The following is a 14,833-nucleotide window of genomic DNA, read 5'->3' as shown; positions in this document are numbered from 1 at the left end:
AGAAGGGCCGGAGCTGCCACACCCCCGTGGCGGCAGCTCCGGCCGGTCTTGATGAGAGGGCGGCCGTCAGGCCTTGAGCGCGCCGTTCACGCCCGCGCTCGCGCCCGTACCGCCCAGCTCCGCGATCGGCATGTCCGCGAGCCCCAACTGCTTCGCCTTGTCGAGCAGTTCACCGAGCTGCCCGCTCCGCGGCCCCGTACCGCCGCCCGACGCCATCAGCTTCGTGAGCAGTGCCGACACCGTCAGATTCCGCACGTCGGCCGTCGACACCGACCCGAGCATCTTCGCCAGGTCGTCCGTGAAGCTCGCCGACCCGTCCAGCCACGGGCCCGCCAGCGCCTGCGCCGTGTCCGAGTGCCGCATGAAACCGTCCAGCCCCTTGCCGAGCGAGATCGACGACACGAGCCGGTCGAAGAAGACGGTGTCCCCGCCGACGATGCTGATGTCCGCGCTCTCCAGGCCCGTCGCCAGCACGGCGGCCTGCGCCTCGGCGACCTGCCGCTGCGTCTCCAGTCCCGCGAGCCGTACCTCCTTGTCGGCCTCCAGGCGCAGCCGGTACTCCTCGTGCCCCCGCGACGCCTCGTCCAGCGCGGCCATCGCCGCCGCCTTCTCGGTCAGCCCGGCCGCCTCGGCACGCAGGCGCGCCTCCGTGGCCCCGGCCTCCGCGCGGCCGGCCTTCTCGACCGCGTCGGCCTCCTTCTCCCGTACCTGCACCGCCGCCAGGCCGACGGCCGCCGTCTCGGCCTGGATGCCCTCCGCCAGCCGGGTCTTGGCCGTCGCGTCGAGGTCCGCCGACTTCACCCGTGCCTCGGCGAGCGTGATCTGCTCGGCGGCCCGGTGGACCGCCGCCTGCTCGGCGGCCTCGGCCGCCTTGATGTCCTTGACCAGCCGCTCCTGGGCTTCGGCCTCGGCCGCGATGATGATCGACTGGCGGTCGCGCTCGGCGGACTCCACGGCGCGCAGCCGCTTGATGGACTCCTCCTGCTCGGCGACCGTACGGTCCACGGCGATCCGCTCGCGGATCACCTCGGCGATCTCCCGGCGCTCCGTCTCGACCTCCTTCTCGGCCGAGATACGGGTCAGTTCGGTCTCCCGCTCGCGGGCGATGACCTCAAGGAGGCGGTCCTTCTCGATGCGCTCGGTCTCGATGGCGATGACCCGCTCGCGGTTCTTCTCGGCGACGGCGACCTCGCGCGCCTGGTTCTCGCGCTGGACGCCCAACTGCTCCTCCGTACTGAGGAAGGCACTCTGCGCCCGCAGCCGCTCCTCCTCGCGCACGCGCGCCGTCTCGGCCTCCTCGCGCGCCCGTACGGTGTCGATCTCACGCTTCTGCTTGCTCTCGGCGTCGGCCTGCCGCCGCTCCAGCTCCAGGATGGCCTCGCGGGCGTCGACGTTCTGCCGGGTGGTCTCCTTCTCCTCGGTACGGAGGAACTCGTTGGTGCGGACATGCTCGATCGCCGTCAGCTCGGTGATCTTCCGGATGCCCTGCGCGTCCAGGATGTTGTTCGTGTCGAGCTGTGCGAGCGGCGTCTGCTCCAGATAGTCGATCGCCGCGTCCTCCAGGCTGTAGCCGTTGAGGTCGGTGCCGATGACCTGGATGATCCGGTCCCTGAACTCGTCGCGCTTGGTGTAGAGATCGGTGAAGTCGAGCTGCTTGCCGACCGTCTTCAGCGCCTCCGAGAACTTGGCGTTGAACAGCTCCTGCAACGTCTCCTTGTCGCTGGCCCGCGCCGTGCCGATGGCCTGCGCGACCTTGATGACGTCCTCGGTGGTCTTGTTGACCCGGACGAAGAACGAGATCCGGATGTCGGCGCGGATGTTGTCCCGGCAGATCAGTCCGTCCCGGCCGGTGCGGGTGATGTCGATGGCCTTGACGGAGATGTCCATCGTCTCGGCCTTGTGGAGCACGGGCAGGACGACCTGGCCGGTGAAGGTGACGTCGACCTTCCGCATCTTCGACACGATCAGGGCCTTGCCCTGCTCGACCTTGCGGAAGAGCCGGCTGACGACCAGGAGCAGGGTCACTGCGATGAGCAGGACGACGGCGACGAGCACGCCGACGCCCAAGGTGATGGCATCCATGAGAAGTCCTTGCGTGGAGGCATGAGGAGGCATGAGAAGGCGTTGAGCAGCCATGGCGAGGCACGGGGGCCGACCGACGAGGGTCGGGTGAAGGACCAGATGAAGGGATCGGGCGAAGGGATCGGCCGAGGGGAGTGGGTCGCGGCAGCGGTCAGGCGGCCGAGGCGCGCGGGTCGAGCGCCGTGTCGTACGGCGCGACCCAGAAGAACTCACCGGCGTCGTCGTAGGCGTACAGCAGCCCCGTGCTGCCGTTGCCCAGCGCCGGCGCGCCGGCCTTCGCGGTGTCCGCGCGGTGCTGCCTGACCTGTACGACGGCGGTGGAGCCGTCCCGCGCGGCGACCTCGGCCTGGCCGAACCAGGCATCCACCCGTCCTGTCCGGATGGTGCAGGTCAGTCCCACGAAGTCGAGCCGGGACGGCCCGGGTTCGTCGGGGAAGAGCGTGTGCAGCGGCCGTACGAGCAGCCGGGTGGCCCACCAGGCGAGCAGTACCGCGCCGACAAGGACGGCGAGAGCCGACACGGCGCGGACGAGACCGGAGGCGCCGAAGGCACCGAAGCGGTGCAGAGTCACGGAAGCGGCGAGGCTGGTGAACCACGCGACGGCTGTCAGCAGTGAGAAGGCCACGGTGACCGGCACTCCGCCGATCCCGGCGGTGTCGAGGTCGACGTCCGAGTCGAAGCTGTCGGTCTCGGCGACGCCGGTCAGCACCAGCAGCCAGAAGCCGACGACCACGATCAGTGCGGCGGTGAACAGGAAGGTGGGGAATCCGAGTGCCGCGTCGATGAATTCACGCATTCCCGTTCCCCCTCGCCCCCGGCGCTCCGCCGCCGTACCGACCGGACCGGCTCCGGATGCCGGAGTGCGAGTGCGCGCACTCCGGCACCGGAATCCGTCCCCCGTTTTCCGTGGTCCGATCCTGTCAGCCGACCGGCCCGGCACGCATTGCCGGATCCCGGCAATCTTTACGCGTCCTTAATGCCGGGTGTCACCGCCTGATCGGCGTCTGACAGGCTGGACGGCACTCGCGTTAAGAACACGTCAGGACGGATCAGGAAGCCGGGGGGCTGCGATGGCGGACCACACGACAGGCCGGACCACGGACCACGAGATGTTCCAGGAGTACCTGACCGGCTACGACCGGATCCTCTCGGACGTCTCGATGACAGGGCGCCGCCTCACCCGCGACGAGCTGGACTCGCGCCGCGCGCTGGGCGAGCAGGCCGCAGAGGCCGGGCACGGCCTGCGGGCCCTCGTCAGCAGGCATCTCACCGCGACCCGCGCCGCCTGGCCCGTCTCGTCGGCCGACACGGCGTCCGCCGACAGCGTCCTGGCCGCCGTCGAGCAGGCGGTCGACGCATTCGCCGAGGGGTACGAGCGGGCCCAGCGGCTCGCCGTACGCCGCGAGGAGGCGTCCCGGCGTGAGTTCATCGACGACCTGCTGCACGGGCGCAGCGACCTCGGCAGGCTCGCCGAACGGGCCGGGCGCTTCGGGCTCCAGCTCTCCCACGCGCACGCCGTGGCCGTGGCCGTCGGGGAGGCCGCGTACGCCGAGACCGACCCCGTCACCCGCAGCGTCGAACTCGCCCTCGTCTCCCGCTTCGGCGACCGCCGCATCCTGCTGACCACCAAGGACGGGCGGCTCATCTGCGTCGCGCCCGCCGACGAGGGCGACGTCCTCACGTACTTCGCGAAGCAGGCGCACGCGGCGACGGACGGCGGACGGGTCGCCATCGGGCGCGCGCACCCGGGGGCGGGCGGCGTCGTGCAGTCGTACGAGGAGGCACTCAACGCCCACGACCTCGCCGACCGTATGGAGCTGGACGAGCCGGTGCTGCGCTCGGCCGACCTGCTGGTCTACCCGGTGCTCAGCCGGGACCGGGAGGCGATGACCGATCTCGTACGCAGCGCCCTCGGTCCTCTCAAGGAGGCGCGTGGCGGCGCCCGGCCGCTGCTCGACACGTTGACGGCGTACTTCGACGCGGGGTGTGTGTCGGCGGAGGCGGCGCGGCGGCTGAATCTGAGTGTGCGCGCGCTGACGTACCGGCTGGAGCGCATACACAAACTCACCGGGTCCGACCCGGCGGCGCCGCTCCACCGCTACACGCTCCAGACGGCCGTGATCGGCGCGCGGCTGCTGGACTGGCCGGCGAAGGAGATCTGAGCATTCCGAGCCGCCGCGCCTCCCAGGCACTATGGAGGAGGCCGGTGCCGCACCGCCTACGGCGCCACTGCCTCACCGCCCCACCGCCCCATGTCACGACGAACAGGAGATCGCAGGATGACCGAGCGCAAGCCACCCGGCATCAACTTCGAGACCTGGGTCGACAGGCAGGTCCGGGAGGCCGCCGAGCGCGGCGCCTTCGACAATCTGCCGGGGGCGGGCAAGCCGCTGGCGTCCGACTCCGCCCCGTACGACGAACTGTGGTGGATCAAGGGAAAGATGGAGCGGGAGGGAATCTCCCACCTGCCGCCGACGCTGAGCCTCCGTAAGGAGGTGGAGGACGCGCTCGCCGCCGCCCACGAGGCGGCGTCGGAAGCACAGGCGCGGCGGATCATCGTCGCCGTCAACGAGAAGATCCGCGCCGCGATCGCCAGGCCGCCGGCCGGGCCGCCGCTGAACAAGAAGCCGTTCGACGTCGAGGAGATCGCCGCCGAGTGGCGCGAGCGACATTAGTCACTCTCGGTCACCCTTTCGGGCACTCCCCTTCTGTTTGCCATTCCTTTACTATGATGTTTCGTCCCCTCCGCCGATCACGGCAGGGACACCCGACCGACAAAGAAGGAAGCAGCAGTTCCACGATGGAGCCTCCTAGTACCAGCCGTGCCATTTCCCCTCCGCTTTACCTGACCGGCGGAGCGGGGGTGGCACGGTGACCGAGATCTTCTTCCTGCTGATCGCCCTCGGGCTCACACTCGCCTGTGCCGTCTTCGTGGCCGCCGAGTTCTCGCTGACCACGGTCGAGCGCGACAGCCTGGAGCGCGCCGCCGCGGCCGGTGAGCGCGGCGCGGAAGGCGCCCTCAAGGCCGTCCGGCGCCTCACCTTCCAGCTGTCCGGCGCACAGCTGGGCATCACTGTCACCTCCCTGGTCATCGGCATGCTCGCCGAGCCGTCCATGGCCGTGCTGCTGCGCGGACCGCTGGAGGCCGTCGGGCTCGGCTCGGCCGCGTCGGTCGTGGCCACCGTCCTCGGTGTCGTGATCTCCACGATCGTGCTGATGGTCATCGGCGAGCTGGTCCCCAAGAACTGGGCGATCTCGCGGCCCCTGGCCGTGGCCAAGGTCGTCGCGGGCCCGCAGCGCGGCTTCACCGCCGCCTTCGGTCCGCTCATCCGGCATCTCAACAGCACGGCGAATCGTTTCGTCCGGCGCATGGGCCTGGAGCCCACCGACGAGCTGGTCTCCGCCCGTACACCGGACGAGCTGATCTCCCTCGCCCGGCACTCCGCCGCCGAGGGCGCGCTGGAGCAGGACTCGGCCGAGCTGTTCGTACGGACCCTGCGACTCGGCGAGCTGACGGCCGAGAACGTGATGACGCCCCGCGTCGACGTCCAGGCGCTGGAGGCCGGCGCGACGGCGGCCGACGCCGCCAACCTGACGTACGCCACCGGCCTCTCCCGCTTCCCCGTCTACCGCGACAGCCTCGACGAGGTCATCGGCACGGTCCACATCCGTGACGTCCTCGCCCTGGAACCGGAGCGGCGCGCCCGTGTCTCCGTCACCGAGCTGGCCAGCGAGCCGCTGCTGGTGCCCGACACCCTCACCGCCGATCTGCTGCTGGACCGGCTGCGCGCCGCGCGCACGATGGCCGTGGTCATCGACGAGTACGGCGGCACGGCCGGCGTGGCCACCATGGAGGACATCGTCGAGGAGGTCGTCGGCGAGGTACGCGACGAGCACGACCCCGTCGAGACCCCCGACCTGCTGCCCGCGCCGCCGAACGCGGACGGGCGCGCGACCTGGGAGGCGGACGGCAGCGTACGGATCGACGAGCTGGCCCGGATCGGTCTCGTCGCCCCGGAGGGGCCGTACGAGACCGTCGCCGGACTCGTCGCGGCCCGGCTGGCGCGGATCCCCGTCGAGGGCGACACGGTCGAACTGGACGGCTGGCGGCTGGATGTCCTGGACATCGAGCACCACGTCGCGGAGCGCGTGCACATCACCGAGCCGGCGCGGGCCGCGACGGCCTCGCCCGCGAGCCTCTCCGCGCCCGGCGCCGTATCCGAAGCGGAAGCCGAAGATCGCGCCGCCACCGCCACCGCCACCGACACCGAAGACCCCTCTCGCCAGTACGCCGGAGAAGCCCGATGACCGCCCTGCAACTCGCCATCGGCGCACTGACGCTGCTGACCAACGCCTTCTTCGTCGGCGCCGAATTCGCCCTCATCGCCGTCCGCCGCAGCCAGATCGAACCGCACGCCCGCAAGGGCGACAAGCGGGCGCACACCGTGCTGTACGGGCTGGAACACCTGTCGGCCATGATGGCGACCGCCCAGCTCGGCATCACCGTCTCGTCGCTGGTCCTCGGCGCCGTGGCCGAACCGGCCATCGCGCACCTGCTGGAGCCCGGCTTCGAGGTGGCGCGGGTCCCCGAGGCCCTGGTGCACCCGATCGCGTTCGTGATCGCGCTGACCGTGGCCACGTATCTGCACATGCTGTTCGGCGAGATGGTCCCGAAGAACATCGCGCTCGCCGCGCCCACCAAGACGGCGCTCGTGCTCGGCCCGCCGCTGGTCGCCCTGACCCGCGCGCTGCGTCCGCTGATCTTCGGCATCAACGCGTTCGCCAACGTCCTGCTCCGGCTGATCAAGGTGGAGCCCAAGGACGAGGTCGCCGCCGTCTTCAACGACGACGAACTCGCCCGCATGGTCGCCGTCTCCAGCCAGGCCGGGCTGCTCTCACCGGCCGACGGCGAACGGCTCCGGGACGCGCTTGAGCTGGGCACCCGCCCGGTCGGCGAACTCCTCGTACCGCTGCGCCGGATGGTCACCGTCGACCACCGGGTGACCCCCGAGCAACTGGAGCGGATCGCGTCGTCGGCCGGCTTCTCGCGGATCCCGGTCACCGGGCCCGCCGGCGCCGTCCTGGGCTACCTGCACATCAAGGACACCCTCGGCGTCGCCGACCGCACCAAGCCGTTCCCGCGCAGCACGCTCCACGCGGTGACCCGGGTCCGGATCGACACCCCGCTGGACGACACGCTCACCGCGCTGCGGGCGGCGGACAGCCACCTGGCGGCGGTGACGGGCGAGGCGGGCACGGTGCTCGGCTTCGTGACGATGGAGGACGTGCTCGGCGAACTGGTGGGACCGGCCGCGGCGGCGTGACCGGCGCGAATCCGCCTGGGCCGATCCGCTGGACACGGCCTAGCTGTATTGATCACGAGCGTTGTTGACACTGGTCGGGCTTGATCATGGCGAAGACCTCCGGTGTGGTGGGAGCTGTCTGGGAACTCACCGCACGGAGGTCTTCGTGTCCCACCGTAATGCCCGGCTGACTGTCTTCGGTAGGCGGCTGCTGGTCGAACGGGTCCGCTCGGGCCGCCCTGTCGCGCACGTCGCAGCCGAGATGGGTGTCTCACGGGCCACCGCGTACAAGTGGATGAGCCGGTGGCGGGCCGAAGGTCCGGCAGGGCTGTACGACCGCTCCAGCCGGCCGCACACGACGCCGCACCGGACCCCGGCCGATATCGAGGCCCGGGTGTGCGACCTGCGCCAGGCCCGCAAACTGGGCCCCGCGAGGATCGGCCCGGTACTCCGCCTTCCGGCCTCGACCGTGCACCGGATCCTGACCCGCCACCGGCTGAACCGCCTGACCTGGATGGACCGTCCGACCGGCACCGTGATCCGCCGCTACGAACGCGAGAAGCCCGGCGAACTGGTCCACATCGATGTGAAGAAACTCGGCCGGATCCCCGACGGCGGCGGCCACAAGGTCCTGGGCCGCGAGGCAGGCCGGCCGATCCGCGGCATGGGCTTCGACTACATCCACTCCGCCGTCGACGACCACTCCCGCCTCGCCTACAGCGAGATCCACCCCGACGAGAAAGCGGCAACGTGCGCGGGCTTCCTCACCCGCGCGGCAGCGTTCTTCCACCGGCAGGGCATCGACCGGATCGAACGTGTCCTCACCGACAACGCGTGGGCCTACCGCAAGGGCCTGGCCTGGAAGAACGCCCTGGCCGACCTCGGCGCGACCGGCAAGCTCACCCGCCCCTACCGGCCGCAGACCAACGGCAAAGTCGAACGCTTCAACCGCACCCTTCTGGAGGAATGGGCCTACCTCCGGCCCTACACCTCCAACGACGAACGGACAGCGGCCCTGGCAGACTTCCTCCACACCTACAACCACCACCGCAGCCACACCGCACTCGGAGGCCAACCCCCGATCACCCGCGTCAACAACGCTGCGGGTCAATACACCTAGCGGGCAGCGCCCTGCAAGGGACGGCCGCTGCGCAGATTCCAGCGGCCGTTCCGCCCGCTCAACTCCGTGACCGTCAGCGGCTGTACGTCGATACGCCAGAACACCTGCGTCGGCGCGCCGATCGCGTGCACCGTCAGCGCGCGTACGACATCGGGCTCGGCCACCGCGAGGATGCGCGCCGAGTCCGGGCGCGCGTCGGCGCCCAGCGCGTCGAGCCAGTGGCCCAGGCGCACATGCAGCGCCTTCAGCGACTCCCCGCCGTGCGGCGTCGCCGTCGGGTCGGCCAGCCACGCGGCGACCGCCTGCGGATCGGCGGCGCTGACCTCGTCCAGGCGCTTCCCGCGCCAGCGGCCCATCGCGCACGTACGCAGCTCGGGCAGGGGCTCCGCGACCAGGCCGAGGGCTTCGGCCGTCTGGTGGCAGCGCACCGAGGGGGACGCGAATATCCGGTCGGCGGTGGCGCGTTGCTCGGCGAGGGCGTGCGCGCCCCGTACGGCCTCGGCCTGGCGCAGCCCGGTCGCGTCCAGCGGTCCGTCGGCGAAGCGCGCCTCGCGCAGCGCGGTGCTGAGCGCCGGTGAGATCAACGTCACGCGTGTGGTCATAGGGCTCTCCAGGGTCGTGCGTTCGCGGGACGCCGCCCGCCGCGACACCCGCCACAGGCCGGTCGAGCACCGGCCGAGCACCGGCCGAATACCGAGGCCGGGCGGTGGTACGGGAGGAGTCGCCCTCTTGGCCCACCTGCCCGATCGCGGTACGTTCACGTCGATATCACGACGGCGAGACGGAAGTCCGGTGAGATTCCGGCACGGTCGCGCCACTGTATGCCGAGCAGCCTTCGCCACGTACGCGCGGACAGGCGGCCCGGTGAGTCAGACCCGATGGTCGTCGTGCCAGCTCCACTGAACGGGACGCGAGTTCCCAAGGAGGTTGTGCCATGGCTCAGTCCATCGTGCCCCCGGCCGTTTCCGCTCCCACCGGATCAGCGATATCCCCCCTGACTCCCCTGCCCCTGCGGGCGGTTCTGCCCTGGGCGGTCTTCGTGGGCACGCTGATGCTGGTGCTGCTGTACTTCGTCGGTGCCGAACAGGGCGCGACGTCGGTGTTCTCCGGGGCGGGGGTGCACGAGTGGGTGCACGACGGCCGTCATCTGCTCGGCTTCCCCTGCCACTGATCTGACGGAAGCGGGACACCCTCGGAGTACATCGCCATGCAATCGTCCACCGTCAGAAACCTGCTGGTCCGCGGCATGATCGCGGGCGTCGTCGCCGGACTGCTCGCCTTCGCGCTCGCCTATGTGGTGGGGGAGCCGTCCATCGACTCCTCCATCGCGTTGGAGGAGGCGGCGTCCGCCCCGGCCCATGAGCACGACGACGCGGCAGCCGCCCCCGCCGAGGAAGAGGAGGAGCTGGTCACGCGGCCCGTCCAGTCGACCTTCGGCCTCGCCACCGGCGTTCTCGTGTACGGAGTGGCCCTGGGAGGCATCGCCGCACTGGCCTTCGCCGTCTGTCTGGGCCGGGTCGGCCGGTTCCGGCCCCGGGCGACGGCCGCGCTGGTCGCGGGCGCCGCCTTCACCACCGTCTATCTGGTGCCGTTCCTCAAATACCCCGCGACCCCGCCCGCCGTGGGCAATCCCGACACCATCGGGAAACGCACGACGCTGTTCTTCTTGATGATCGTGCTCAGCGTGCTGGTCGCGGTCGTCGCCGTCATCGCCGGGCGGCGGCTCGCGCCGACGCTGGGCAACTGGAACGCGACCGTCGTCGCCGGCGGCGGTTACGTGGTCGTCATGGCCGTGGCGTGTCTGCTGCTGCCCGCCAACACCGACGCGGTGAAGGAGACCTTCCCGGCCGCGCTGCTCTGGGAGTTCCGGCTGGCCTCGCTGGGGGTCCAGGCGCTGCTGTGGACGGCCTTCGGGCTGATCTTCGGCGCGCTGGCGGAGCGTGTGCTGCGTCCCGCGACGGACCCGGACGCCGTAGACGCCGCGACTGTCACATCGGGCACGTCGGCGGCCCGTACCGGCTGACGCCGGGAGCGACCGCCGCTCCCTACGCATCTTGTGCCCGGCAGGAATCCTGCCGGGCACAAGTCATGTATGGGCCATCCGTGTATGAGAACCGTAAAACGCACGCCTCGCGCCGTATGGGACCCGTCAACGTCGCTCGTGTCCCCGAAAAAAGCGGCTTTCCTCTAGAGGTCCAAGAATTTCCGACCTCTTTCAGGAGCTCACGATGGCCGATGTGGCCTTCGTCGTCACCACGATCGCGCTGTTCGCGTTGGTGGCTTTCGTCGCCAAGGGGGTGGCGAAGCTATGACCGTGGAGAACGTCGTCGGTCTCGTCATCGCTGTCGCCCTGCTGGGCTATCTGGTCCTCGCCCTGCTGTTCCCGGAGAGGTTCTGAGCCCTGATGAGCCCCGTCCTCGCCGGTGTGCTCCAGCTGCTCGCGCTCATGGTGGCGCTGGCCCTGGCATACCGCCCGCTCGGCGACTACATGGCCGGTGTCTATTCCTCCCCGAAGCATTTGCGGGTGGAGAAATGGATCTACCGCGCCATCGGCGCCAATCCCGCCACCGAGATGCGCTGGCCCGCCTATCTGCGGGGAGTTCTCGGCTTCTCGTTGGTGAGTGTCCTCTTCCTCTATCTGATGCAGCGGATCCAGGGCAGCCTGCCCGGTTCTCTCGGCTTCTCGTCGATCGATCCGGACCAGGCGTTCAACACCGCCGCCTCATTCGTGTCGAACACCAACTGGCAGTCGTACTACGGCGAACAGGCCATGGGCCATGTCGTGCAGACCGGCGGCCTGGCGGTGCAGAACTTCCTGTCGGCCGCCGTGGGCATGGCCGTCGCCATCGCGCTCGTACGGGGCTTCGCCCGCTCCCGCACCGGTGAACTCGGCAACTTCTGGGCGGACATGGTGCGCGGCACCGTGCGTATCCTGCTGCCGATCGCGCTGGTCGGAGCCGTACTCCTGGTCGCCTGCGGGGCGATCCAGAACTTCGCGGGCATCCACTCCGTCGGTCAGTTCATGGGCGGCGGCCAGCAGTGGAACGGCGGCGCCGTGGCCTCGCAGGAGGCCATCAAGGAGCTGGGCACCAACGGCGGCGGCTACTTCAACGCCAACTCCGCCCACCCCTTCGAGAACCCCAACGGACTCTCGAACCTCCTGGAGATCTTCCTCATTCTGCTCATTCCGCTGTCCCTGACCCGGACCTTCGGGCGGATGGTCGGCAGTGTGAAGCAGGGATACGCGATCCTCGCCACGATGGTGACGATCTGGATCGTGTTCACCGCGCTGATGATGTGGACCGAATTCCACCACGGCGGCCCGGCGTTCGACATCGCCGGCGGTGCGTTGGAGGGCAAGGAGACACGGTTCGGAGTCGGCGCCTCGTCCATCTTCTCGGTGGCGACGACCCTCACCTCCACCGGCGCGGTGAATTCGTTCCTCTCCTCGTACACCGGTTTCGGCGGCGGAATCGCCATGCTGGGAATGCAGTTGGGCGAGATCGCACCCGGTGGTGTGGGCTCCGGACTGTACGGAATCCTCATCATGGCCGTCATCGCGGTGTTCCTCGCGGGGCTGATGGTGGGCCGCACACCGGAATATCTGGGCAAGAAGATCGGGACCCGGCAGATCAAATTCGCCGCGTGCTACATCCTCATCACCCCGGCCCTGGTGCTCTGTTTCACCGGTGTGGCGATGGCGATGAACACGCCCGGCAATTCGATGACGAACAGCGGCGCGCACGGATTCTCCGAGATTCTGTACGCCTATACGTCGGGTGCCAACAACAACGGCTCGGCTTTCGCGGGGCTCAACGCCGACACGCAGTGGTTCAACAGCACGATCGGTATCGCGATGCTGCTGGGGCGTTTCCTGCCGATGGTGTTCGTCCTGGCGCTGGCCGGCTCGCTGGCCGAGCAGAAACCTGTGCCGATGACCGCGGGCACCCTGCGTACCGACAAGCCCCTGTTCAGCGGGCTCCTCGTCGGCACGATCATGATCGTCGCCGGTCTGACCTACTTCCCCGCACTCGCGCTGGGACCGCTCGCCGAAGGACTCGCGTCATGAGCACTGCCACCTCAACCCCCACGCCCGACCCCGGGTCGGGCCCCTCGCGGGCGCCGCACCCGGACGTGCCGACCTCGCACCGGCCCGGCGACGACGGGCGGGTCGGCGGCGGTCTGTTCGACCCCGGGCAACTGGTCAAGTCGTTCCCCGACGCGATCAGGAAGCTCGATCCGCGGGTGATGGTCAAGTCGCCGGTGATGTTCGTGGTCGAGGTCGGCTCGGTGCTCACCACCGTCCTCGCGATCACGAAACCGGGCGACTGGTTCGGCTGGGCGATCACCGCCTGGCTGTGGCTGACCACGATCTTCGCCAACCTCGCGGAGGCGGTCGCCGAAGGCCGCGGCAAGGCGCAGGCCGACACGCTCCGCAAGGCGAAGACCGACTCGGTCGCACGGCGCCTGATCAGGCGGAACGCGGAGCCCGTAACGAAAAATCGGGCGGCCGGGAGCGGGGCCGGGATCTCGGCGGGGGCCGGGGTCGAGGAGCGGGTGCCGGGCACGGACCTGCGCGTCGGCGATCTCGTCGTGTGCGAGGCCGGCGACATCATCCCCGGTGACGGCGATGTCGTGGAAGGCGTCGCCTCCGTCGACGAGTCCGCGATCACCGGTGAATCGGCCCCTGTCATCCGGGAGTCGGGCGGTGACCGCAGCGCGGTCACGGGCGGGACGAAGGTCCTCTCCGACCGTATCGTCATCAAGATCACGACCAAGCCCGGCGAGACGTTCATCGACCGGATGATCGCGCTGGTCGAGGGCGCGGCCCGGCAGAAGACCCCCAACGAGATCGCGCTGAACATCCTTCTCGCGTCCCTCACCGTCGTCTTCCTGCTGGCCGTCGTCACCCTCCAGCCGTTCGCGATCTACGCGGGCGCCCAGCAGTCGATGATCGTGCTCACCGCGCTCCTCGTCTGTCTCATCCCCACCACCATCGGCGCGCTCCTCTCCGCCATCGGCATCGCCGGCATGGACCGGCTGGTGCAGCGCAACGTCCTGGCCATGTCGGGCCGGGCCGTGGAGGCCGCGGGCGACGTCTCGACGCTGCTGCTGGACAAGACCGGCACCATCACCCTCGGCAACCGCCAGGCGGCGGCCTTCCTCCCGGTGGAGGGGGTCACCGCCGTCGAACTCGCGGACGCCGCACAGCTCTCGTCGCTCGCCGACGAGACACCCGAGGGCCGGTCCGTCGTGGTGCTGGCGAAGGAGAAGTACGGCCTGCGGGAGCGCAGGCAGGGTGAGTTGGGGCAGGCGGACTGGGTGCCGTTCACGGCCCAGACTCGGATGTCGGGTGTCGACATCACGGGGGCGGGGGCGGAGGGCGAGGGTACGGGAGCCGGCGCTCTGCGCAAGGACCGTACGGCGACCGTACGCAAGATCCGTAAGGGCGCGACCGGTTCGGTCGTCGCCTGGGTCGAGCAGCACGGCGGCCGCGTCGCGCCCGACGCGCACATCCTGACCGACCGCATCTCCGAGGACGGCGGTACGCCGCTGCTCGTCGCCGTGGAGGACGAGCACGGGGCGCGGGTCCTCGGCGTGATCCATCTCAAGGATGTGGTGAAGGAGGGCATGCGGGAGCGGTTCGAGGAGCTGCGCCGCATGGGGATCAAGACCGTGATGATCACGGGCGACAACCCGCTGACGGCGCGGGCCATCGCGGAGGAGGCCGGGGTGGACGACTTCCTCGCCGAGGCCACGCCCGAGGACAAGATGGCCCTCATCAGGCGTGAGCAGGCGGGCGGGAAACTCGTCGCGATGACCGGCGACGGTACGAACGACGCTCCCGCGCTGGCCCAGGCCGACGTCGGTGTCGCGATGAACACCGGCACCTCGGCCGCCAAGGAGGCCGGGAACATGGTCGACCTGGACTCCAACCCGACGAAACTCATCGAGATCGTCGAGATCGGCAAGCAACTCCTCATTACCCGGGGCGCGTTGACGACGTTCTCGATCGCCAACGACGTCGCGAAGTACTTCGCGATCATCCCGGCGATGTTCGCCGTCGTCCATCCGGGCCTGGACAAGCTCAACATCATGAGCCTGTCGTCGCCCGAGTCGGCGATCCTCTCGGCCGTCGTCTTCAACGCGCTGGTCATCGTCGCGCTCGTGCCCCTGGCCCTGCGCGGTGTGCGCTACCGCCCCATGAGCGCGGACCGGATGCTGCGGCGCAACCTCGGGATCTACGGCGTCGGCGGCCTCGTCGCGCCCTTCGTCGGCATCAAGATCATCGACCTGCTCATCTCACTCATCCCCGGAATCGGCTGAT

The 14,833-nt window shown here is 69.8% G+C and carries 13 protein-coding genes and 1 riboswitch; of the genes, 10 read left to right on the top strand and 3 right to left on the bottom strand.

What is annotated here, in order from left to right; genetic code table 11:
* Positions 1-66 precede the first annotated feature (66 nt).
* Together ACFUN8_RS11680 and ACFUN8_RS11675 are read right to left on the bottom strand one after the other, a co-directional pair.
* Entirely contained in the window at positions 67-2,082 is a 2,016-nt protein-coding gene (locus ACFUN8_RS11680; RefSeq protein ID WP_383634711.1) for an SPFH domain-containing protein, read from the bottom strand.
* Between the two features lie 151 nt (positions 2,083-2,233).
* The gene (locus tag ACFUN8_RS11675) at positions 2,234-2,878 is read right to left on the bottom strand and encodes a hypothetical protein (protein ID WP_383634709.1); all 645 of its coding nucleotides are present in this window, start codon (positions 2,876-2,878) and stop codon (positions 2,234-2,236) included.
* A 274-nt stretch (positions 2,879-3,152) separates the two neighbouring features.
* On the opposite strand from ACFUN8_RS11675, the gene ACFUN8_RS11670 reads away from it, so the two are divergent.
* The 5 genes from ACFUN8_RS11670 to ACFUN8_RS11650 all read left to right on the top strand — a co-directional run bounded on the left by ACFUN8_RS11670 (position 3,153) and on the right by ACFUN8_RS11650 (position 8,505).
* Positions 3,153-4,244 (top strand): PucR family transcriptional regulator, encoded by a 1,092-nt coding sequence (locus tag ACFUN8_RS11670; protein ID WP_383634707.1) that lies wholly within the window; start codon positions 3,153-3,155, stop codon positions 4,242-4,244.
* A gap of 117 nt (positions 4,245-4,361) precedes the next feature.
* Complete coding sequence (locus tag ACFUN8_RS11665) at positions 4,362-4,757, top strand: DUF1992 domain-containing protein (RefSeq protein WP_383634705.1); 396 nt, start codon at positions 4,362-4,364, stop codon at positions 4,755-4,757.
* A gap of 196 nt (positions 4,758-4,953) precedes the next feature.
* A complete protein-coding gene (locus ACFUN8_RS11660; protein ID WP_383634703.1) occupies positions 4,954-6,390 on the top strand; it encodes a hemolysin family protein in 1,437 nt (478 codons plus the stop codon).
* On the top strand, positions 6,387-7,406 hold the full coding sequence (locus tag ACFUN8_RS11655) for a hemolysin family protein (protein WP_383634701.1): 1,020 nt from the start codon (positions 6,387-6,389) through the stop codon (positions 7,404-7,406). Before ACFUN8_RS11660 ends, ACFUN8_RS11655 begins: the two co-directional genes overlap by 4 nt.
* A gap of 145 nt (positions 7,407-7,551) precedes the next feature.
* The gene (locus ACFUN8_RS11650) at positions 7,552-8,505 is read left to right on the top strand and encodes an IS481 family transposase (RefSeq protein WP_383634699.1); all 954 of its coding nucleotides are present in this window, start codon (positions 7,552-7,554) and stop codon (positions 8,503-8,505) included.
* Here the strand turns inward: ACFUN8_RS11650 and ACFUN8_RS11645 are convergent.
* Positions 8,502-9,107 (bottom strand): histidine phosphatase family protein, encoded by a 606-nt coding sequence (locus tag ACFUN8_RS11645; RefSeq protein WP_383634697.1) that lies wholly within the window; start codon positions 9,105-9,107, stop codon positions 8,502-8,504. The genes ACFUN8_RS11650 and ACFUN8_RS11645 overlap by 4 nt on opposite strands.
* 181 nt (positions 9,108-9,288) lie before the next feature.
* Positions 9,289-9,380: riboswitch (cobalamin riboswitch) on the top strand.
* A 59-nt stretch (positions 9,381-9,439) separates the two neighbouring features.
* On the opposite strand from ACFUN8_RS11645, the gene ACFUN8_RS11640 reads away from it, so the two are divergent.
* From ACFUN8_RS11640 to kdpB, 5 genes are all read left to right on the top strand, one after another.
* On the top strand, positions 9,440-9,676 hold the full coding sequence (locus ACFUN8_RS11640; protein ID WP_382568803.1) for a CbtB-domain containing protein: 237 nt from the start codon (positions 9,440-9,442) through the stop codon (positions 9,674-9,676).
* Positions 9,677-9,712: 36 nt separating this feature from the next.
* Complete coding sequence (locus ACFUN8_RS11635) at positions 9,713-10,528, top strand: CbtA family protein (protein WP_383634694.1); 816 nt, start codon at positions 9,713-9,715, stop codon at positions 10,526-10,528.
* Positions 10,529-10,813: 285 nt separating this feature from the next.
* Positions 10,814-10,903, top strand: coding sequence for a K(+)-transporting ATPase subunit F (kdpF, locus tag ACFUN8_RS11630; protein WP_382568807.1), 90 nt, complete (start codon positions 10,814-10,816; stop codon positions 10,901-10,903).
* Positions 10,904-10,909: 6 nt separating this feature from the next.
* Positions 10,910-12,574 (top strand): potassium-transporting ATPase subunit KdpA, encoded by a 1,665-nt coding sequence (gene kdpA / locus ACFUN8_RS11625; protein ID WP_383634692.1) that lies wholly within the window; start codon positions 10,910-10,912, stop codon positions 12,572-12,574.
* Positions 12,571-14,832, top strand: coding sequence for a potassium-transporting ATPase subunit KdpB (kdpB, locus tag ACFUN8_RS11620; protein WP_383634690.1), 2,262 nt, complete (start codon positions 12,571-12,573; stop codon positions 14,830-14,832). The genes kdpA and kdpB overlap by 4 nt, the downstream gene beginning before the upstream one ends.
* Position 14,833 lies beyond the last annotated feature (1 nt).

This window comes from Streptomyces sp. NPDC057307, from assembly GCF_042667665.1.
Taxonomy (GTDB): Bacteria; Actinomycetota; Actinomycetes; order Streptomycetales; family Streptomycetaceae; genus Streptomyces.
Note: the sequence above shows the minus strand (reverse complement) of the source record. Positions and strands in the feature narration are given on the sequence as shown.